We start from the raw sequence: 20,838 nt of genomic DNA on the forward strand, positions 1-20,838 counted from the left end.
GACTTGGGAGTCGGGGCACCGCTGGTGGAATCGGCTGAATCCGCCCGGATCCGGGCTTAGTTTTTGCCTTCCGGCGCCAGCACGCTGGTGTAGGTAGCGGCTTTGCCAAACGACTCCTTGATTTCGTCGATGGCGGCGCGGCTGCTTAGGCGCTTGGGCTTGGTGTTGAGGAAGGTGCCGTCTTCGGCAATGAGGAAGTAGGCCGGCACTTCCTGCAGCATGTAGGAGCGGGCCACGGGGCCGCGCTGCCCACCGGTGGCGCGCACGTGCACGCCCGAGAGCTTCTTGCTGACCACCAGCTGCTTCCAGGCCGGCTCGTTTTCGTCGAGGGCGATGTTGAGAAATACGATGTTCTGGCCGTTGAACTTCTTGGCCAGCTCCTGGGCGTAGGGCAGGTCGCGCAGGCTCAGGCCGCTGGTGGTGCGCCAGAAGTTCACGTACACCAGCTTGCCGGCAAAGGAGCGCAGGGAGAGCGTGTCGCCCGCCACCGACACCAGCTTGAAGTCGGGGGCCGGTGAGCCGATGGCGAAGTGCTTGTGGGCGTCGAAGTCGGCCTTGAGCACCGGGTAGTACTTATTCTTGGGGTCGACACTGGCGCGGAAGTTTTCCAGCAGCGCCGCCGACTGCCGCACGTGGGCAAAGCGGAAGGTTTCCTGCAGGATGCGGCCCATCACGATGGGCCGCACGTCGCCCTGCAGCTTGTCCTTGGCCAGGTTGTAGCACACCTGGTAGTAGTCGGGGTCGAGCTTTTTATGGCCCGCGGTGGCGGCCAAGTGGTGCACGTAGTTGAGCAGGAACTCCTGATAGGTTTCGTTCTGCAGCGCCGACGGGCTGTTGATCAGGCCCGCGTCGTTGAGGAAGTCGTAGTAGGTGGGCGACATCTTCAGCCGGCCCTCGGTGGCTACCACCTGCTCGCGCAAATCCTGGTAGGTCAGCCGGTCGTTGGCGTAGCTGTAGTTCACCTCGGCCTGCACGTAGTTGCGGAAGGCCGCCGATACGTTGGCATCCTCGCTCACGTCCTGCAGAAACTTTTGCTCCTCCTTGCGGCGGTAGTCAAGAAAGGAAATGAAGCCCGGCTCGTAGAGGTTGATGTTGTCGGGCAGCACCTGAAAGCCGTCGTTTTCCACGAAGCGGCCGTCGAAGTCAGCCAGGTAGGAGTTGGCCTCGGCACCCTTGCCCTTGAAGCGTACCGTGCCGGCCAGGTCATTGGCCTTGAAGCGCACGTCCATCTGGGTGCCGGGCTCCAGCCACAGCGCGGCCACGTCGTCGGCGTACACCAGGTCGGCCTTGGTGGGGCCGTCCACGCGCAATGCCAGGCTGAACTCGCCCTTGTTGTTGACGCGGGCGTAGGTGAGCTGCTCCTTGGGGTCGAGCGGATGCTCGCGCACGGCCACGGCCACCGTATCGACCGTCACGCCGCTGATTTTACCGGTGAGAACCACCGTGCCCTGCCCCCAGCCCGCCAGGGGCAGCAGGACTGCCAGCACCAGCGGCAGGATGAGTTTGTGGAACGAACAGGTCATCGGAGGTTTGAATTCAGCAGGAGCAATGGGGGCGCAACGTTAAACGTACTACACGGCCGGAGCCGCACCGCGGTTGCAGAATCGAAAAAGATTTCTAAGGCAAGCAATTCGCGGTAAAAGTCAATCAACTGCCCGAAGATACGGCATTTAGGTTCACAAAGTCCAATCTTTGGCCCTACATTTTGTGCGGCACCCGTTTGGGCAAGGCCGCGCCGCCCCCGGCCCGCGCCCCTAACCGAACAGTCCGCTAAGCACTTCGTCGAGGCGCCCGACCGGGTGCACCTTCAGCCCGAAGCGGCCCAGGTCGAGGCCGCGCCCGTTGAATTGCGAGATGTACATTTCCCGAAAGCCCAGCTTCTCTGCCTCCGACAGGCGCTGATCGAGGCGGCTGACCGCCCGTATCTCGCCGCTGAGGCCCACCTCTGCCGCCAGGCACACGTCGCCCGGCACCGGAATGTCGTTGAGCGAAGATACAACGGCAGCGCAAACTGCCACGTCCAGGGCCGGGTCTTCGAGGCGCAGGCCGCCGGCAATGTTCAGAAACACGTCGTGCTGGCCCAGGCGCAGGCCCGAGCGCTTTTCCAGCACGGCCAGCAGCATCTGCAGGCGCTTGGAATCGAAGCCCGTGGAGCTGCGCTGCGGGGTGCCGTAGGTGGCGGGCGTTACCAGGGCCTGCACCTCCACCAGCAGCGGGCGGTTGCCCTCCAGGGTGGCACCGATGGCCACGCCGCTGAGCAGCTCGTCGCGCTGGGAAAGCAGAATCTCGGAAGGGTTCGACACCTGCCGCAGCCCCGAGCCCTGCATCTCGTAGATGCCCAGCTCGGCGGTGGAGCCGAAGCGGTTTTTCACCGTGCGCAGAATGCGGTAGGTCAGGTGTCGGTCGCCCTCGAACTGCAGCACCGTGTCGACCATGTGCTCGAGGATTTTGGGGCCGGCAATGGAGCCGTCCTTGGTGATGTGGCCGATGAGCAGCACCGGCACGCCGGTATCCTTGGCGTACTTGAGCAGCTCGGCGGTGCACTCGCGCACCTGGCTCACCGAGCCCGCGCCCGACTCGACCAGCTGCGAGTGCAGCGTCTGGATGGAGTCGACCACCACCACGTTGGGCTGCAGCGCGTCGATCTGCTTGAAGATGTTCTGGGTGCTGGTTTCGGTGAGAATGTACAGGCCCGGGTGCTGCTGGCCCATGCGCTCGGCGCGCATCTTGATCTGCTGCTCGCTTTCCTCGCCCGACACGTACAGAATGCGCAAACCCTGCAGCTGCATGGCAATCTGCAGCATCAGGGTGCTTTTGCCAATGCCCGGCTCGCCGCCGATGAGCACCAACGAGCCCGGCACCAGCCCGCCGCCCAGCACGCGGTTCAGCTCGCCGTCGTGGGTGTTCAGGCGCGACTCTTCCTCGTAGAGGATGTCGCCCAGGGGCTTGGGCTTGGCGGCTTTGCTGGTGCCGCCTACCGAGGTGGAAGCCTTCCAGGCGGTGGCGGCGGTGGGCTCGTCTTTCTGGATAACTTCCTCCACGTAGGTGTTCCACTCACCGCACGAAGGGCAGCGGCCGATCCACTTGGCGCTTTGCGCGCCGCAATTCTGACAGAAGTAAAGAGTTTTGAGTTTGGCCATGCTGCTGCGCCGGGGAAAGTGGGCTCCGGCCGAAAGCTAGACAACACGGCCGAGTATCCCGCAGGTTCGGCCCGGAGCCGTTGCGCCCGGCTTTTGGCCGCATTATTTTGGCCCGGACAATCACGCTGCCAAGCCCTGGCGCGGCTTCGCGAAGCATCGGGAGCGAGGCGGCGCAAAAACTAGTAGGAATCGAAGTCGCGGTTAAATAATTTCGTCCCCGATGAATACACTTCTACGCATCACTCCGCTGGCCGCGCTGCTGGCCGCTGCCGCCCCCTCCGTCGCCCAGACCCTGACCAACAACGGCGCTCAGATCAGCGTGGGCAGCGGCGCCCTGCTGTCGGTGAGCGGGGGCGTGAGCAACGCCGCCGGCGGCACCCTCGCCAACGACGGGCAGGTGCAGGTGAGCGGCGCGCTGACCAATGCCGGCACCCTGGATATGGGCGGCGGCAGCCTCACGGTGCAGGGCGACCTGACCAATACCGGCACCGTAGTGCCGGGCACGGGCACCCTGACCCTCGACGGGGCCGTCAACCAGCGCGTAGCGGCCAGCGCCGCCGAGTTTCACCACGTGGTGGTCAACAAATCGGCGGCCGGGCAGGATACCGTGCTGCTGCCGCAGAGCCTAACGGTGCGCGGGCAGCTGAGCTTGACCAACGGCGCGGTGCGCACGGCCCCCGCGGCCGTTCTCACCCTGGCCGACGGGGCTACGCTCAGCGGCGAAGGCCCCGGCCAGTACGTGCAAGGCAACCTGCGGGCCGTGCGCACCGCCGTAAGCGGCAACGCGCCGGTGAGCTTCGCGGGCGGCGCTACCCTGAACCCGGCGGGCCAAAACCTAGGCACGGTGAGCGTGACGCGCACCGCCGGCCTCGACCAGGCCAACGTGAGCTACGGCATCAACCCCGACAAGCCCAGCCAGCGCGGTATCGACCGGCTGTGGACGGTGGAAGCCGCCAGCGGCCCGGCCAGCCCGGTAACCCTGGAGCTGAGCTGGCTGCCCGATAACGACAACGGCCTGACCAGCTTCAGCAGCACTTACCTGTGGCGCGACGTGGCGGCGCCGGCCGGCAGCTGGGAGCAGCAGGCCGGTCCGGTCGACGCCAGCAGCCGAACGGCCGGCTTCAGCGTGTCGGCCCTGGGGCGCTTCACCGTTTCCAACAACCAGAATCCACTGCCGGTAACCCTGCTGCGCTTCACAGCCGAGCGCGTGGGCGCCAACGCCCGCCTGCGCTGGGCCACGGCTTCGGAGAAAAACAACGCCGGCTTTGAGGTGGAGGCCAGCGCCGACGGCCACGAGTTCCGCCGCATTGGCTACGTGGAAGGCCACGGCACCACCGCCCAGCAAAGCAACTACGAGCTGACCGACGCCGACGTGGCCCGCTACGGCGCGCCGCTGGTATACTACCGCCTGCGCCAGCTCGACCTCGACGGCACCGCCACGCTCTCGCCGGTGCGCTCGGTTGCGGTCGACGGGCTGGGCTTCGCGGTGCAGGCCTTCCCCAACCCCTTCGCCCAGCAGCTGCAGCTGCGTTTGCTGGCGCCGGCCGCCGGCAAAGCCCAGCTGCGCCTGCACGACGCGGTGGGTCGCCTGCTGCTGAGCCAGACCACCGTCGTGGCGAAGGGCAGCAACGAAACCCGGCTGAACGGGGCCGGCGAGCTGCCCAGCGGCGTGTACTTTCTCACGGTGCGCCTCGACGGGCAGCAGCAGGTGCTGAAAGTAACCCGCGAGTAGAGTGGCAGCACTACCCATTAACCGGCCCGCCGCTATCTTCGGAAAGCGGCGGGCCGCGTTGCTTTGGGGCTGTTGACCAATGCCCGCCAACAAGCGGTGCGCCCCCAAAAACCTCCGCTCCCCGCATTGGTTGCCCCACTAACCTGATTCGCTAACGGCCATGGAAACGACGACCTCTCTCTCCCGCGACGACCTGAGCGGCGTGCCGGCGCTTGCCGACCTGCCGCCCGCGGTGCTCGACTGGCTGCTGGCGCACGGCGAGCGGCAGCAATTCGAGCAGGGGGAGGTGCTGGTGCAGCCCGGCGAGCCGGCCCTGTTCATGCTGGTGCTGCTGCGGGGGGTGGTGCAGTTTTCGGCGGTGCGCAACGGGCAGCGCGAGGCCTTGTTCCGGGCCGTGGCGGGCCAGGTTACGGGCGTGCTGCCGTACTCGCGGTTGCGCACTTTCAGCGGCTACGGCGTGGCTCTCGAGCCGGTGGTGGCCCTGCGGCTGCACCGCGACCTTTTTCCCGAGCTGGAGCGCGTGAGCCCCGAGCTGGTGCAGCGCCTGGTAGCCCTGATGAACGACCGGGCCCGCGACGAGGTGCGCGGCCAGGAGCGCGACGACAAGCTGCGCGCCCTGGGCAAGCTGGCCGCGGGCCTGGCCCACGAGCTGAACAACCCCGTGGCGGCCATTGGCCGCGCGGCCGACACGCTCACCAACCACGCCGCCACCGAGCCGGAGCTGCTCCGCGCCCTGCTCACGGCGCCGATTGCCCCGGCCGCGCTGGAGGCTTTGCTGGCGCTGGCCAACCGTAGCCCCCTGGCCTCGGCCTCGCTCTCGGCCCTGGAGCAGTCCGACCGCGAGGAAGAGCTGATTGACTGGCTCAGCAGCCAGGGCATCGGCAATGCCGTGGCACTGGCGGGCGGGCTGCTGGCCGGTGGACTGGAGGCCGACGAGCTGGCCCCGGTGCTGGCCAATCTGCCGGCTGCGGCGCGCACCCCGGCCCTCGGCTGGCTGGAGCTGCAGCTCAGCAACCGCCAGCTCGTGCGCGACGTCAAGCAGGCCTCGCGGCGCATCAGCGAGCTGATCGGCAACGTGAAGGACTACTCCCACCTCGACCGTGCCCCCGGGCGCGTGCCCACCGACCTGCACAGCGGGCTCGACAGCACCCTGGCTTTGCTCAGCTTTCCGCTGCGCAAGCGCCGGGTGCGCGTGGTGCGCGACTACGCCCCCGGCCTGATGCTGGTGGTGGGCCAGCCCGGGGCCCTCAACCAGGTGTGGACCAACCTGATCGACAATGCGCTGGACGTGCTGCCCGAAGAAGGCGAGCTGACGCTGCGCACCCGTCGCGAGGATGACCGGGCGTGCGTATCGGTTATTGATAACGGCCCGGGCATTGCGGCCGAGGTGCTGCCCCACATCTTTGAGCCCTTCTATACCACCAAGCCCGTGGGTGAGGGCACCGGCCTGGGCCTCGACATCGTGCGGCGCATCGTGCTCAGCCACGAGGGCCGCGTGCAGGTGCAGTCGGAGCCCGGGCGTACCGAGTTTCTGGTGTGGCTGCCGCTGAGCCGGTAGCCACCCGCGGAGGCTTTCACCGATTGATAGTTGCCAGGCCAGCCGCGCCTGCTTGAACCCTTGTTATGGAAAAGAAACCCGTTTTGCTGGTAGTCGATGACGACCCGCAGGTGCTGGCGGCCATCGACCGCGACGTGCGCAGCGAGTTCCGGCAGCAGTACCGCGTGCTGCGGGCCGGCTCGGGCATCGAGGCCCTGAGCATTCTGCACCAGCTCGTGGCCCGCGCCGAGCCGCTGGCCCTGGTGCTGGCCGACCAGCGCATGCCCGATATGGAAGGCGTGCAGCTGCTGGAGCAGGCGCGCACCTTATTTCCCGAGGCCAAGCGGGTGCTGCTCACGGCCTACGCCGATACCGAAGCCGCCATTCGCGCCATCAACGATGCCCGGCTCGACTATTACCTGATGAAGCCCTGGGACCCGCCGCAGCAGCTGCTGTATCCCACGCTGCACGATTTGCTGGCGGCCTGGCAGGCTACGTACCGGCCGCGGTTCAGCGGAGTGCGGCTGCTGGGCTTTCAATGGTCGCCGCTGTCGCACGAGCTCAAGGACTTCCTGGCGGCGCACATGGTGGCTTTCCAGTGGTATGACTTCGAAACCAACCCCGAAGCAGCCACCCTGCTGGCCAGCACCGGCCTCACGCCCGCCGACCTACCCGTGGTGCTCTGCAAGGATGGGCAGGCGCTGGCCCGGCCCAGCCGCGGCATCCTGGCCGAGGGGCTGGGCCTGGCCCGCAAACCCTCGCAGGAGCTCTACGACGTGGTGGTGATTGGGGCAGGACCGTCGGGACTGGCGGCGGCGGTGTACGGGGCTTCCGAGGGACTGAAGACGCTCATCATCGAGCGGCAGAACCCCGGCGGGCAGGCCGGCACGTCCTCGCGCATCGAAAACTACCTGGGCTTTCCCACCGGCCTGAGCGGGGCCGAGCTGGCCCACCGTGCCTGGACCCAGGCCACGCGCCTGGGGGCCGAGTTTCTGCTCTCGCAGGAAGTCACCCAGCTCTGCCTGCAGGACGAGTACAAAGTGCTGACCCTGGCCGACGGCAGTGAGGTGCGCGCCCGCGCCGTGGTGATGACGCCCGGCGTGAGCTACCGCCAGCTCGAAGTGCCCGGCATGAGCCACCTCACCGGCGCCGGCGTGTACTACGGCGCGGCGCGTACCGAGGCGCGCTCCTGCAGCGAGCAGGACGTGTACGTGGTGGGCGGCGGCAACTCGGCCGGCCAGGCCGCAATGTACCTGGCCAGCTACGCCCGCCGCGTGTTTATCGTGGTGCGGGGCGAGTCGCTGGCGGCCAGCATGTCGGCCTACCTCATCGAGCAGATCGGCGGCACGCCCAACATCGAGCTGTTGCCCTTCACCGAAGTGGTGGAAGTACGCGGGGCCGAGCACCTGGAAGAAGTGGTGCTGCGCCAGAGCCGTACCGGCGAGGTCACGGCCCGGGCGGCCCGGGCCTTGTTCGTGTTCATCGGCGCGCGGCCCAGCACCGAGTGGCTCTGCGACGTGCTGCTCTGCGACCACCGCGGCTACGTGCTCACCGGCCGCGACCTGGTGGCCGATCCGCGCTACGCCGGCCGCTGGAAGCGCGGGCGCGAACCGTTTGCCCTCGAAAGCAGCGTGCCGGGCATCTTCGCCGCCGGCGACAGCCGCGCCGGTGCCATGGCCCGCGTGGCCTCGGCCGTGGGGGAGGGCTCCATGGCCATTCGCTTCGTGCACCAGTACCTCGACGAATAGTCCCGGTCAGTGCCGGATTTTGCTAGGCCCCCGGCGCGAAGCCGGGGGCTTTTTGCTAATTTCCCAGCCCGTTCATTGCCAGTTTCTTCCGTTTTATTTCCTCGTTGCATGAAACACCTCGACGCGCTGCTGCTGGCGGCGTTGCTGCTGGGCTCCACGACCTTGCCCGCCCAGCACCGACCCTCGGCCCCCAAGCTGCTGCTGGCCAGCGGCACCGTGGCTCCGCCCGACAACTTCAGTTTGTGGACTTCGGCCGTGACGGCCGACCGCGCCGCGGCCTCCGAGCTGTGGCAGGGCCACTACTACCGGGTGCTGCAGTTTGAGAGCCTGCCCACGGCCGCCCAGCAGCGCGAGCTGGCCGCCCGCGGGGTGAAGCTGCTCCACTACCTGCCCCAGAACGCCTACGTGGCCGCCCTGCCCGCCACGCTCGACCGCAGCCGCCTGCGCGGCTTCGGTATCCGCAGCGTGCTGCCGGTGGAAGCCCGCTGGAAGTACAGCCTCGACGTAGCCCAGGGCCCGGCGCCGGCCCACGCCCGCCGCGGTGCCGACCAGGTAGCCGTAGTGGTGCAGTACCACCCCACCATCGGCCCCGACGAGGCCGCGGCCCAGCTGCGGCTGGCGGGCTTTGCGGTGGGCGAGCGGCTCGACTACAGCCAGCAGGTGGAAGTAACCCTGCCGGCTACGGCCCTGGCGCGGCTGGCCGCGCTGCCCTGGGTGGCCACGCTGGAATACGTGGCCCCGCCCGCCGAGCCCGAAAACTACCGCGGCCGTACCGCCCACCGCGCCAACGTGCTGTCGACTGACTACGGCGCCGGCCGCCACTACGACGGCCGCGGCGTGAACGTGGCCCACGGCGACGACGGGGCCATCGGTCCCCACATCGACTACCAGGGCCGCTTCGACCAGTCGTCGGCCGGGCCCAACCAGGGCAACCACGGCGACCACGTGGCCGGCATCATCATGGGCGCGGGCAACCTCGACCCGCGGGTGCGCGGCCAGGCCACCGGGGCCTTCAACTACTACTACACCTACCCGGGCAACATCAACAGCGCCCCCCAGCACTACGCCACCCGCGCGGTGCGCATCACCACCTCGTCGTACGGCGACGGCAACAACACCGGCTACACCTCCTTCACCCGCTCGGTGGACATGATGACCCGGCAGATGCCCTTGCTGCTGCACGTGTTTTCCTCGGGCAACTCGGGCACGGCCAACATGGGCTACGGCGCCGGCGCGGGCTGGGGCAACATCACCGGCGGCCACAAGCAGGGCAAGAACGTCATCACCGTGGGCAACACCACCTACCAGGATGCGCTCAGCAGCAGCTCGTCGCGCGGGCCGGCCAAGGATGGGCGCATCAAGCCCGACGTGTGCGCCGTGGGCACCAACGTGCTGTCGACAGTGGACACCAACACCTACGCCACCTTCAGCGGCACCAGCATGGCCTGCCCGGCCGTGAGCGGAGTGCTGGCCCAGCTGATGCAGGCCCATAAAGACCTGAACGGCGGCACCGAGGCCCCCGGAGCCCTGCTGAAAGCGGCCCTGATGAACACCGCCGAGGACCTGGGCAACGCCGGCCCCGACTACCGCTTCGGCTACGGTCGGGTGAATGCGCTGCGCGCCGTGCGCGTGCTCGAAAACCGCAGCTACCGCGCCGACACCATTGCCCAGGGCCAGACGCGCACCCACACCATTGCGGTGCCCGCCGGCCAGAAGCAGCTGCGCGTGATGCTGTACTGGCACGACGTGGAGGCCTCGGCCAACGCCGCCCGCGCCCTGGTTAACAACCTCGACCTGACGCTGGCCGCCCCCGGCGGTGCCAGCTACCAGCCCTGGGTGCTGAACCCCGCGCCCGTGGCGGCCTCGCTCAACGCCCTGGCCGTGCGCGGCCGCGACACGCTCAACAACGCCGAGCAGGTAACCCTCGACAACCCCGCCGCCGGCACCTACACCCTCACGGTGCAGGGCGCCGCCGTGCCCGTGGGGCCGCAGGCCTACACCATCGTGTACACCTGGCTCGACGACCAGCTGGAAATGACCTACCCCATCGGCGGCGAAACCTTTGTGCCGGGCGAAACCGAAGCCCTGCGCTGGGACGCCCTGCCCGGCACCGAGCCCTTCATCGTGGAGTACACCACCGACAACGGCGCGACCTGGACCATGGTTCACGGCAGCGTGGCCGCCAGCGCCCGCACCTTCGACTGGCTGGTGCCCGCGGGGCTGAGCAGCGGCCGAGTCCGGGTACGGGTGCGCCGCGGCGCCCTCGCCGACGAGTCGGACGCCAACTTCAGCATCAGCGCCGTGCCCCAGAACGTGCGCGTAACGGCCCTGTGCCGCGACAGCACCACGCTGGCCTGGAACGCCGTGCCCGGCGCTACGGCCTACACCGTGTTCAAGCTCGGCGCCATGTACATGGACTCGGTAACCACCGTGACGGGCACCCAGGCCAAGATTGCGCTGCCGCTGACCGGTGAGCAGTGGCTGGCCGTGCGCGCCGTGGGCGCCAATGGGCTGCGCAGCCGCCGCACCCGCGCCCTGCAGCGCGGCAACCAGCTGCTGAACTGCCCCAGCGCCCCCATTGCCGCCATTGCCGGCGGCCCAGTGCAACACTGCGTGGGCCTGCCGCTGAAGCTTAACGACGCCAGCCAGGGCACGCCCACCAGCTGGCAGTGGACGGTGTCGCCCGCCACGGCGACCTACGTGGGCGGCACCAGTGCCACTTCGCAGAACCCGCAGCTGGTGTTCAGCCAGCCCGGCAGCTACACCATCTCGCTGCGGGCCGCCAACCAGTATGGCCAGGACGTGTACACCGGCGCCAACCTGGTGACCATTGTGGCAGCCCGCCCGCTGCCACTGGCCGAGAGCTTCGCGGCGGGCATTGCACCGGCTGGCTGGCAGGTGCAAAACCCCACCGGCGGCTTTACCTGGCAGCTGAGCCCGGGCCCGGTGATGTCGCCCGATGGCACTACGCGCCGCGTGGCCATGGTCAACGACTACGAGTATGCCGAGCGCGGCGCCCTCGACTACCTGGTGCTGCCGCCGCTGGACCTCACCGGCAGCGGCAACCCCGTGCTGGAGTTTCGGGTGGCCCACCGCCAGTACAGCGCCAGCTACGTGGACGGCCTGCGGGTGGATATGTCGACCGACTGCGGCCTGACCTGGACACCCACGCCCTACCTCAAGCGCGGGGCGCAGCTGGCTTCCATGACGGGCTTTTACACCCAGGCCTGGTCGCCCACCAGCCCCCAGCACTGGCGCCGCGACACCATTGACCTGCGGCCGCTGTTTCCGGCGGGCCTGCCGGCCAGCGCGCTGTTCCGCTTCGCCAACCTGAACGACAACGGCCAGAATCTGTACCTGACCGATGTGAAGCTGAGCCGCCTCGTGCTAGGTGCGCGCAAGGCCGTGGAGAGCTGGCCGTTTGCGGCCTTCCCGGTGCCCTTCGGCCACCAGCTCACCGTGCAGGTGCAGGCGCCCCGGGCCGGCGCCGCTACCCTGGAGCTAACCGACGCGCTGGGCCGCACCCTGCGCCGGCAGTCGGTGCAGCTCACCGGCCAGCCCCAGCAGCTGAAGCTGCCCACCGAGGCCCTGCCAGCGGGGCTCTACACCCTGCACCTGCTGGGGGCCGACGGCCACCACCAAACCCTGAAGCTGACCAAGTAAACCCGCTTCCTGAAGCAGGCCGACGGCCCGCTGGCGCATCCTGCGCCGGCGGGCCGTTTGGCTTTGGGGCGGGCAAGTTGGCGCCGGAAAACCCTGTAATTCGTGACCGGCTGGTGAATTACAGAGGCGGTTGAAAATTCCCGCGGCGGGCTGTTGCGTATTACGAAAAATTAATTAACAAAAAGCAGGGACCTAAGGTATATCAGCCGGCACGCGACTTAGTCAGAAAGCCACACCCATTGCAGACTTCGTGCGGTTGATATGAAACACTTCTTCCCTTTGCTGCGGGCGCTCCGGCCCCGCCGCTTGCTTCCCCTTCTGCTGCTGCCCGCCCTGGCCGCCTGCGACCTGCTGGAGTTCAGTCCCAACGAAACCCGCGCCCCGGCCGAGTACCGCGACCTGACGCGCAAAAACCTGGCGCGCCTGCAGCAGCAGCCCGTGCCCACCGGCGGCGACACCCTGCGCTTCGTGTTCACCGGCGACTCGCAGCGCTTCTACGAGGAAGCCGAGGACTTCGTGCGCAGCGTGAACCAGCAGCGCGGCGTGGCCTTCGTGGTGGTGGGCGGCGACATTTCCGACTTCGGCCTGGGCCGGGAAATGCGCTGGGTCGACGACCGGCTGCGGCAGTTGCGCGTGCCCTACCTCACCGTAGTGGGCAACCACGATTTGGTGGCCAACGGCCGCGGCGCCTACCAGCAGATTTACGGCCCGCTCAACTACAGCTTCACCTATGCTCAGACGCGCTTCGTGCTGGTGGATACCAACGGCCGGGAGCACGGCTTCAACGGCCGCGTGCCCGATGTGCCCTGGCTGCAGCAGCAGCTGGCCGATACGGCCGGCATCCGGCGGCAGGTAGTGGTGAGCCACGTACCGCCCAACGACCTGGACTTCGACCCGCAGCTGGAGGTGCCCTACGCCCATGCCCTCGGCGACGCGCCCAAGCTGGTGTTCGGCCTCAACGGCCACCGCCACGACTTCCGGGTAGAGCAGCCCTATGAGAACCGGGTGACCTTCATTAACTCCTACAGCTTCGAGAAGCGCCGCTACCTGCTGCTCACGGTGTGGGGTGAAAAGGCGTTCAAACTCGATCAAATCGAATTCTGATGCGCGCGCTTCTACTCCTGATTTCGACGTCCCTGCTGGCAAGCCAGTCGGCCGCGGCAGAATGGCCGGCCGCTGCCGCCGAATGGCCCGCCAAGGTTCAGCCGGCCAAAGGCACCCAGGTCGACGGGCTGATTGCCCAGCCCTGGTACCGGCCGCACCACCTGCTGGGGCAGTTTGCCGGTGGGCAGGGCATGGTGGCGGCGGGCGTGGGCTACACCACCCTGCGCGGCCGCCTCGACGTGGACCTGCTGGCCGGCTACGTGCCCAAGAAATACAGCATTACGCCCATGGGCATCTTCACCGCCAAAGCCACCTACTCGCCCTGGACGCTGCCCCTGGGGCAGTCGCGCTGGGAAGCGCGGCCGCTGTCGGTGGGAGCCTGGGTCAACTACACCGCTAGCCGCGGCCTCAATCCAACCCAGGGGGAGCAGTACCCGAAGGGATATTACTGGTGGCCGGCCAAGGTGCGCGGTGGGGGCTTCGTAGGCGGCCGCGTGGGCTACCAGCTGCCAGCCCGCGGCAATGGCCGCCCGCGGGTACTGTCGGCTTACTACGAGCTGGGCTCCAACGACCTGTACCTGGTGAGCATGTGGACCAACGTGGGCGCGCTGAGCGTGCGCGACGTGCTCACCCTGGGCTTCGGCGTGAAGCTGGACCTGTAGGCCCTTACTGAAAACTTAGCGGCGCGGCATCAGGCGGTGGCGCGCAGGTACTCCTGTCGGGCCTCGTCGAGCAGGCGCAGAATGGTGGCGCGCTGGCGAAACAGGTCTTCGACCACGGCGGGTTGGCGGCGGAACAGGCGGTAGAGGCGCAGGCGCTCCAGGCGGTCGGCGAGGCGGTTCCAGTAGCTAAGGGCGTAGAAGCCCGTCGCAGGCAAGCTCAGCAGGTAGAGCGCGGCCAGCCAGCCGCTGCCGGTGAGGCGGTGCACCAGCCAGGTTTGCAGGGGGTAAAGCAGGCCAAAGGATAGCATGCCGGTGACCAGCATGATGGGCGCGATGAACTCCACTTCCCGGGTCAGGCGCCGGGCCACCATCGACGGGATGATGTAGGGCAGGTAGTTGTGCACCACGCCGTGGGCGTACACGGGGAAGCCCAGCCCCAGCTTGAGGGCCGTGGTGACGCCGCGCCAGGCGCGCTGCTGCGGGGTGCCGCGGCGCAGGGCCTCGTCGCTGAGGCGGTGGGTGCGCAGGGCTGCCTCGTAGAGCTGCAGGTGGCGGCGCAATTCGCCGAGGTGGGCCGGGTCGTGCTGCTCGTACCAGGCCAGGGCGTGCAGCAGGGTGCGCGTGAGCTGGAAGTTCTCGTGGGGCGTGGCCGCGTGGTCGTCGTGGTCGGGCACCAGGTACTGGCCGAAGGTGGCTTCGACCTGGCGCACCAGCGCGTCCTCGGCGTCGTCGCGGGTGATGACGAGGCGGGTTTCGAGGCGGCGGCGCAGCTCCTCGGTGAGGGCGTCGGCAGCCTGCTCGGGGTTGTGGCGGTAGAGGTCGGCGTAGTCGGCCACCCGAATGGGGCGGGCCACGTTCACCAGGGCATCGGAGCGAAAGCGACGCGGGTCGGAGTAGTTAAGGCCCACGGGCAGCAGCTGCACGCCCAGCTCGAAGTTGCGGCGGGCCTCGGCGCCCAGGGCAATGCGGGCTGCCCCGGTCTTGAGCGGGCGCAGGCGGCGCTCCGCCACGCTGGTGCCCTCGGGGAAAATCATGAGCGAGCCGCCCGCGTCGAGGTGGTCGTAGCAGCGCACGAACACCTGCTCGTTGCGGCGGGCCAGCTCCTCGGGCGCCACGTCGGCCTCGCCGGTTTCGGCGTCCTGGCGGCGGTACACCGGAATGCACTTCGATATTTCCATCAGCCAGCGCGACACCGGGTGCTGGAAAAACGTGCTCTTGGCCAGGGAGGCAATCTGCTGGCGGCGGTGGGCCGCAATCAGCAGCGGGTCCATGAGGGTGTTGGGGTGGTTGGCGGCAATGATGAGCGGCCCCTCGGTGTTGAGCCGGCCGGGGTGGCGCAGCTGCAGCTGCCGGAAAAACACGCGCAGCGCCAGCTGCACCGGGGGCTTGACGAGGGAATAAAACAGCGACATAGGCGGCGGGAGCGGGGCCCGGCGCGGGCACCCCGGTGCAGATTACGGCATTTCGCTGGGAAGTGCCGCGCCGAAGTCGGGTGCCGCCCCGAAAATAAAATATTCTCAGGCGCGGTTGCACCCTGCCCGGCGGCGTTTATCTTGAGGCACCGCCCTGCTACCCCTACTTACTTACACACCTGTTGAAGCCAACCTCTCCCGCCCTGCCCCGGCAGCGGCGGAGGCGTTGGCTTTTGTGTTTCCGTTCGCTGCCTTCTTTTCGCTGCCATCCTCATGAAACTCTTGCTCACCGCCACGTTGCTGTTGCTGCTCTGGGGCTGCAAAAAGGAAAAGACCCCGCTCGAAACCCTGCCCCCGGCCACGCAGCAGGGCCTCAACCGCATGGGCTGCCTCATCGACGGAGCCGCCTGGCAGCCCCGGCCCGGCGGGTTGTTTGCCCCCACACCCATCGGCGTCAGCCGCTGGCCAGTGGAGGGGCACACGACGCTGTCCTTTATCCGCTTTGAAGACGGCGGTGACAAAAGTTCAGTAAGCCTGTACGTGCCCCGATTGCGCCAGCCCGGCACGTACGCACTCGACCAGTTCGCGGTCTGGACCAACACCTGGCGCAACCCGCCCTACGGGCAGCATGTCATCGAGGGCGAGGTGCCGGGTACGCACCGCGACTTCTACACCGGTCCCGAGGCCACGGGCACGCTCGTCGTCACCCGCCTCGACACGGTGGCGCGCATCGTGGCCGGCACCTTCGAGATGACCGTGCGCGAGGCCGCCACGGGCGAAACAAAACGCCTCACCCACGGCCGCTTCGACCTGACCTACCCCCAGTAGCCTTTCCCGCTTCCCCGCGCGGCCCTCCGGGGCGAGGCCGTGCGGGGCCGGTGTACTTCGCCCCATGTTTTCCACTTCCCCAACCCCTTTTCCGCTTACCCGCATGAAAAACGGTAACCGCATTTCCGAAACCCTGCCCGCCGCCGACCAGCAGCAGGTAGTGGCCCTGGCCCAGCAGCTGGCCGCCAAGCTGCCCTTCCTCATCACGCTGCGGCCCGAGGAGCGCCGCGGCCTGCGCAACCTGGGCTTCGACGGCGTGCCCTACGCCCAGGCCGGCCTCGACGCGGTGCGCGCCGACGCGGGCTTCACCCGGCGCGCCTTCGATTTGCCCGAGTTCGAGAAAGACGTGGCCCTGCTCGAAGCCCTGCGCGAAATTCGGGCCGTGCTGCTGCCGCTGGTGCAGAAACTCGACGACACCTACCGCCTGGTGGGCGCCGACGTGATGGTGACGGCCGACGACATTTACGAAGACCTGCGCCGCGACAACGGCGAAACCGCCGCCGTGCAGCCGGCCCTGCTGCAAATGCGCAAGCGCTACCAGTACCGCAACGGCAGCGACACCGGCGGCGTGAAGCCCTAGCCCCGGCGCGGGGGGGAGCCGCAACATTGCGGTTCGGAACCGCGACCCCGCGGCTTTTTACCGCGACCGACCGGTTCGGAACCGCAACATCGCGGCTCGGAACCGCGAGGTCGCGGCTTTTTACCGCAATACCGCGGTTCCGAACCGCGACCGACCGGTTCCGAACCGCGACTTCGCGGCTTTTCGTCGCGGCAACCCGGTTTTTCGTTGCGCCAATGCGGACTTTCGTTGCAGCAATCCGGACTTTGGTTGCACCGATGCGGACTTTCGTTGCACCGATGCGACTTTTGGTTGCACCAGCGCTGGTTCTTCCGGGGCAGCGCGGTTTCGGGCCGCGGCCAGCCGGTTGGAAAGCGCCCCTTTGCGCTTCCCGGCTCCTCACTCCCAAGCAGCTCCTACGTGTTTACCATGCGCCCTCAGTCCCTTGTCTCGCTGCTGCTCTTGCTGACCCTGACCCAGTGCAGCAAGTGCAAGGACGACCCCGCCCCCCGTAAGCCCGAAGACCGGCTGCCGGCGGCCACGCAGACCGGGGCCAACACCTTCGGCTGCCTGCTCAACGGCCAGCCCTGGACGCCACAGGGTGACTTCAGCCGCCCCGGACTAGTGGTTAGCTACGACCCCGGGTTTGGTGGCGGGTCGTTGTTGGTGCGTGCTACTAGAATAGTAAATGGCGAACGACAATACTTAAGCTTTGGAGGAGGGGACATTGTGACTACGGGCACCTACCTGATGGCTACCGGCACGAATAAGAACGCCGATTATTCTGACACGGGAAGACCATCCCCGTGTGACTACTACTGGGACGGCAGCCCAGGTATAAGCTGCAAAGGCTCCTTAACCATCACGCGGCTGGACGTGGGGGCCGGCGTCATCTCGGGCACCTTCGAGTTTGTGCTCCACCAACCCGGCTGCGACACCATCAAGGTCACCCACGGCCGCTTCGACAAACAGCTCTGATGCCCACGTACCTCTCCCGCCTGCTCGGCTACGCTGCCCTGCTGCTGCTCACCCAATGCAGCAAGTGCAAGGATGACCCCGCGCCCCGCAAGCCCGAAGACCGGCTGCCGGCCGCCACGCAGACCGGAGCCAACACCTTCGGCTGCCTGCTCAACGGCCAGCCCTTCCTACCCAAAGGCGACTTCAGCCGCCACGGGCTGGTGGTCAGCTACGACCCTGATCTTAATGGCGGCACGCTGCAAATACGGGCGCGAGGCCTCACCCAGCAGAACCAGGAGCAGCTATTCATTTTGGGCGGCGCATTCATTGCCAGGCCGGGGAATCATGCTTTTGCTGCGCCGGGTGGGTACCCATACTTTTTTGATGAATCAGCCTCAGCACCCTGTGATAGTCATTACAACGAGCCGGAAGTATATCGACGAGGCTCCTTAACCATCACGCGCCTAGACGTGAGGGCCGGCATCGTGTCGGGTACCTTTGAGTTTACCCTGGCCAAGCCCGGCTGCGACACCATCAAGGTCACCCACGGCCGCTTCGACAAACAACTCTGATGCCCATGCCTGCCGCCCGCCTGCTCGGCTACGCCGCCCTGCTGCTGCTCACCCAATGCTCGAAATGCAAGCACGACGACCCGACGCCCGCCGCGCAATTGCCCGCCGCCACCCAGGAGGGCAAAAACACCTTCGGCTGCCTGGTGAACGGGCAGGTGTGGCTGCCCCAGGGCAGCAGCGGCATTGCGCCGAATTTTCGGGTCAGCTATGACCCCGGCTATGCGGGTGGCTCATTGGCCATCCGCACCTACCGCTACCCCACGGGTAGCAGCAAGGGGCAGGGCCTGATTCTGGGCAGCGGCGGCGTGGCCCGGCCCGGCACCTACGCGCTGGCGGCGCCCGACGCAGCCGCCTTCTTCTCGAATGAAGCCTGGCCCTTTCCCTGCACGGAATACGACAACGACCTACCCGGCACCTACTGCCGGGGCACGCTCACCGTCACCCGGCTCGACATTGCGGCGCGCATCGTATCGGGCACCTTCGCGTTTACCCTGGCCAAACCCGGCTGCGACACGCTGCGCGTCACCGACGGCCGCTTCGATTACCGCCTCTGACCTCTGTCGGCCCCGGATTCACGAAAATGCAGCGGCCCGCCAGAAGCGGGCCGTTGCACGTTGGTGAGTGAATGGGTTTTCGTTGAAGGGGCCACCGGGGCCCGCAGCCTACCGGGGCCGTTGGGCCCCGCCGCCCCCCGCCGCCGGTCCGCGCCGGCAGGGCTCCGCAGCCTTCCATCTCCCCCAAGCGGAAGACTGCGGGGCCGGCCAGTCGCGGCCGGAGGGGTTGGGGTAGCACCCGGTCACCACTTCAGGCACTCGGGCGTAGCGGGCCGCTGGGTTGCCTGCGGCCCGCGGGGCCGAGCCAACCACCGGGCCAGTGGCCGCGAGTACCGGAATAAGCAGGGACGAGGCGTGCGGCATGGCAGAGAAGCGTGAGGCTGTTGATAGGATGCAGCCCGCACCCGGATTGCACACGGCCGACGACTTTTTTTTCGCGGCCGCGCACAATCAATACCTTTAATGGGTCGGCCCCCGCCGCGCCAGCCCAGCCACCCCATGTTTTCCTTCCGCCGACGTAAGCCCACCGATGCCGCGCCGCCCACCGACGCGGAGCTGCTCGCGCGCTACCACCAGCACGGCGACCTGCAGGACCTGGGCCTGCTGTATGAGCGGTACATGGCCCTGGTCTACGGCGTGTGCCTGCGCTACCTGCGCTCCGAGGCCGACAGCCAGGACGCGGTGATGCAGCTGTTTGAGAAGCTGGTGGTGGATTTGCGCCGCCACGAGGTGCAGCACTTCAGCAGCTGGCTGCACACCACCGCCCGCAACCACTGCCTGATGGAGCTGCGCCGCCGCAAGTCGGCCCCCGAAACGATAGAACTCTCCCTGCCCGTAGCGGCCGATGTGGAATCCGACGGCATCGCGCATCTATTGTCTGCCGACGGCGGCGAGGCTTCCAGCGAAGAGCAATTGCAACAGCTGGAAGCGGGGCTGGCCCGTTTGCCGGTCGAGCAGTACCGCTGCCTCGACCTGTTTTACCGCCATCAGAAATCCTACCAGGAAATAGCCGCCCTCACCGGCTTTGGCCTGCCCCAAGTCAAAAGCTACCTCCAAAACGGCAAGCGCAACCTCAAAGTGTACCTGACCTCCCCTCATGCGGCCCGCTGACCACCGACCTGCGCCCGAGCCCGCCGCGCCCCACCTTTCGGCCGCGGTGCTGCGCCAGTACGCGGCCCACGCCCTGCCGCCGGCCGAGCGCCGCCGCGTGGAAGCCCACGCCCTCGACTGCCCCCTGTGCGGCGACGCCCTCGACGGCTACCTGAGCGCGCCCGCCCCGGCCACCGACCCCGCCGCCCTGGCGGCCCTGCAGCAGCGCCTGCACGCCCGCGTAGCGGCCGGCCGCGAGCAGCCCGCCCGCGCGCGTCGCGGATGGTGGGCCGCCGCCGCTGCCGTGCTGGTGCTGCTCACGGCCGTAGCCGCCCTGCGCTGGTGGCCCACTGCTCCGGCCCCGGCGCCCGAACCAGCTCCGGTGGCCACTCCGGCCCGGCCAGCCCCGACTCCCTCGCCCGCCGAACCCGCAACGCCGGCAACCGCCGCACCCGCTCCGCCGCCCGCACCCGCCGAAACCGTGGCCGTAGCCCCGCCCGCGGCCGAGCCCGCTGCACCGCCCGTAGCGGCGCGACCGGTGCGCCGCCCGGCCCCCGCCAGCTCCCGCCCGCGTCGGGCCCCGGCCGCTTCCGGCGGCGTCGTGGCAAGCGCCCCCGCGCCGGCCAGCGGTGCAGCGGCTCCCGCCGGTCCGGCCGACCAGCTGCTGGCTACCCGCCGGCCGGCTGCCCTCACCGATAGCGGCCTGCCGGCAACCCTAAAGCCCGTGCCGCGCCCCGAAGCGGCCACGCGCACTAAGGGCGTGCTGCCCGCACCGGCCACCATCAGCCCGCTGCCGGCAGGCGGTTACCCCGCGTTCTGGGCCTACGTGCGCCGCAACCAGGAATACCCCGGCGCCGCCCGCATCGACCGCGCCGAGGGCATCGTGAAGCTGGAGTTTACCGTGGAAGCCGACGGGGCCGTGAGCAACCTGAAAGTGCTGAAACCCGTGCATCCGGCCCTGGAAGAAGAAGCCTTGCGGCTGGTGTGCGAAGGCCCCGCCTGGTACCCCGGCGTGGTCAACGGTAAGCGCACGGCCCGCACCGTGGAACTCAACATCCAGTTTCGCCTGCTCGACCCCTGAGTGGTGGTGCCGTAGCTGCCCGCGCCGCGCGTGTACCCAACGGGGCGCCCCTCTGGCCAGGGGCGCCCCGGTTGTTTGTGTGCAGCCCGTTGCAGGGTATGAACCGGCAACGAGGGCAGCACGGGCAAGCCTACCCGCGCCATTCGCTGACTGCCTGGGTTTCCGACCACGTTGTGCGGGGCAGCTATACCCCGGGCCCG

At 68.0% G+C, this 20,838-nt stretch carries 16 protein-coding genes; 13 read left to right on the plus strand and 3 right to left on the minus strand.

The window, feature by feature from the left end; translation table 11 throughout:
• Positions 1-56: 56 nt before the first annotated feature.
• Positions 57-1,523: a TlpA family protein disulfide reductase gene (locus tag ACE191_RS14155; protein WP_400192886.1), complete on the minus strand. Its 1,467-nt coding sequence runs from the start codon at positions 1,521-1,523 to the stop codon at positions 57-59.
• A gap of 231 nt (positions 1,524-1,754) precedes the next feature.
• On the minus strand, positions 1,755-3,140 hold the full coding sequence (gene radA / locus ACE191_RS14160) for a DNA repair protein RadA (RefSeq protein WP_400192887.1): 1,386 nt from the start codon (positions 3,138-3,140) through the stop codon (positions 1,755-1,757).
• Between the two features lie 220 nt (positions 3,141-3,360).
• Here radA and ACE191_RS14165 point away from each other — a divergent pair, with 220 nt between their 5' ends.
• The 6 genes from ACE191_RS14165 (at position 3,361) to ACE191_RS14190 (ending at position 13,586) form a co-directional block, all read left to right on the plus strand.
• A complete protein-coding gene (locus ACE191_RS14165) occupies positions 3,361-4,872 on the plus strand; it encodes a T9SS type A sorting domain-containing protein (RefSeq protein ID WP_400192888.1) in 1,512 nt (503 codons plus the stop codon).
• Positions 4,873-5,032: 160 nt separating this feature from the next.
• Positions 5,033-6,430, plus strand: a complete 1,398-nt coding sequence (locus ACE191_RS14170) for a sensor histidine kinase (RefSeq protein WP_400192889.1) — start codon at positions 5,033-5,035, stop codon at positions 6,428-6,430.
• Positions 6,431-6,495: 65 nt separating this feature from the next.
• Complete coding sequence (locus ACE191_RS14175) at positions 6,496-8,157, plus strand: FAD-dependent oxidoreductase (RefSeq protein WP_400192890.1); 1,662 nt, start codon at positions 6,496-6,498, stop codon at positions 8,155-8,157.
• A gap of 108 nt (positions 8,158-8,265) precedes the next feature.
• On the plus strand, positions 8,266-11,820 hold the full coding sequence (locus tag ACE191_RS14180; RefSeq protein WP_400192891.1) for a S8 family serine peptidase: 3,555 nt from the start codon (positions 8,266-8,268) through the stop codon (positions 11,818-11,820).
• Between the two features lie 306 nt (positions 11,821-12,126).
• Positions 12,127-12,924 carry a metallophosphoesterase family protein gene (locus tag ACE191_RS14185; protein WP_400192892.1) on the plus strand — a complete coding sequence of 266 codons (798 nt, stop codon included), beginning with the start codon at positions 12,127-12,129 and terminating at the stop codon, positions 12,922-12,924.
• On the plus strand, positions 12,924-13,586 hold the full coding sequence (locus ACE191_RS14190; protein WP_400192893.1) for a hypothetical protein: 663 nt from the start codon (positions 12,924-12,926) through the stop codon (positions 13,584-13,586). The genes ACE191_RS14185 and ACE191_RS14190 overlap by 1 nt, the downstream gene beginning before the upstream one ends.
• 29 nt (positions 13,587-13,615) lie before the next feature.
• Here the strand turns inward: ACE191_RS14190 and ACE191_RS14195 are convergent, their stop codons facing one another.
• On the minus strand, positions 13,616-14,998 hold the full coding sequence (locus ACE191_RS14195) for a lysophospholipid acyltransferase family protein (protein ID WP_400192894.1): 1,383 nt from the start codon (positions 14,996-14,998) through the stop codon (positions 13,616-13,618).
• Between the two features lie 273 nt (positions 14,999-15,271).
• Between ACE191_RS14195 and ACE191_RS14200 the strand changes: the two genes are divergently transcribed.
• The 7 genes from ACE191_RS14200 (at position 15,272) to ACE191_RS14230 (ending at position 20,638) form a co-directional block, all read left to right on the plus strand.
• The gene (locus ACE191_RS14200) at positions 15,272-15,826 is read left to right on the plus strand and encodes a hypothetical protein (RefSeq protein ID WP_400192895.1); all 555 of its coding nucleotides are present in this window, start codon (positions 15,272-15,274) and stop codon (positions 15,824-15,826) included.
• Positions 15,827-15,929: 103 nt separating this feature from the next.
• Positions 15,930-16,406, plus strand: a complete 477-nt coding sequence (locus ACE191_RS14205) for a hypothetical protein (protein WP_400192896.1) — start codon at positions 15,930-15,932, stop codon at positions 16,404-16,406.
• Positions 16,407-16,814: 408 nt separating this feature from the next.
• Complete coding sequence (locus ACE191_RS14210; protein WP_400192897.1) at positions 16,815-17,363, plus strand: hypothetical protein; 549 nt, start codon at positions 16,815-16,817, stop codon at positions 17,361-17,363.
• The gene (locus tag ACE191_RS14215; protein ID WP_400192898.1) at positions 17,363-17,914 is read left to right on the plus strand and encodes a hypothetical protein; all 552 of its coding nucleotides are present in this window, start codon (positions 17,363-17,365) and stop codon (positions 17,912-17,914) included. Before ACE191_RS14210 ends, ACE191_RS14215 begins: the two co-directional genes overlap by 1 nt.
• On the plus strand, positions 17,914-18,468 hold the full coding sequence (locus ACE191_RS14220) for a hypothetical protein (protein WP_400192899.1): 555 nt from the start codon (positions 17,914-17,916) through the stop codon (positions 18,466-18,468). The genes ACE191_RS14215 and ACE191_RS14220 overlap by 1 nt, the downstream gene beginning before the upstream one ends.
• Positions 18,469-18,966: 498 nt before the next feature.
• Complete coding sequence (locus ACE191_RS14225) at positions 18,967-19,578, plus strand: RNA polymerase sigma factor (protein WP_400192900.1); 612 nt, start codon at positions 18,967-18,969, stop codon at positions 19,576-19,578.
• The gene (locus tag ACE191_RS14230; RefSeq protein WP_400192901.1) at positions 19,565-20,638 is read left to right on the plus strand and encodes a TonB family protein; all 1,074 of its coding nucleotides are present in this window, start codon (positions 19,565-19,567) and stop codon (positions 20,636-20,638) included. Before ACE191_RS14225 ends, ACE191_RS14230 begins: the two co-directional genes overlap by 14 nt.
• The last annotated feature ends 200 nt before the right edge of the window (positions 20,639-20,838 follow it).

It is taken from the genome of Hymenobacter sp. B81 (assembly GCF_044628455.1).
GTDB lineage: Bacteria > Bacteroidota > Bacteroidia > Cytophagales > Hymenobacteraceae > Solirubrum.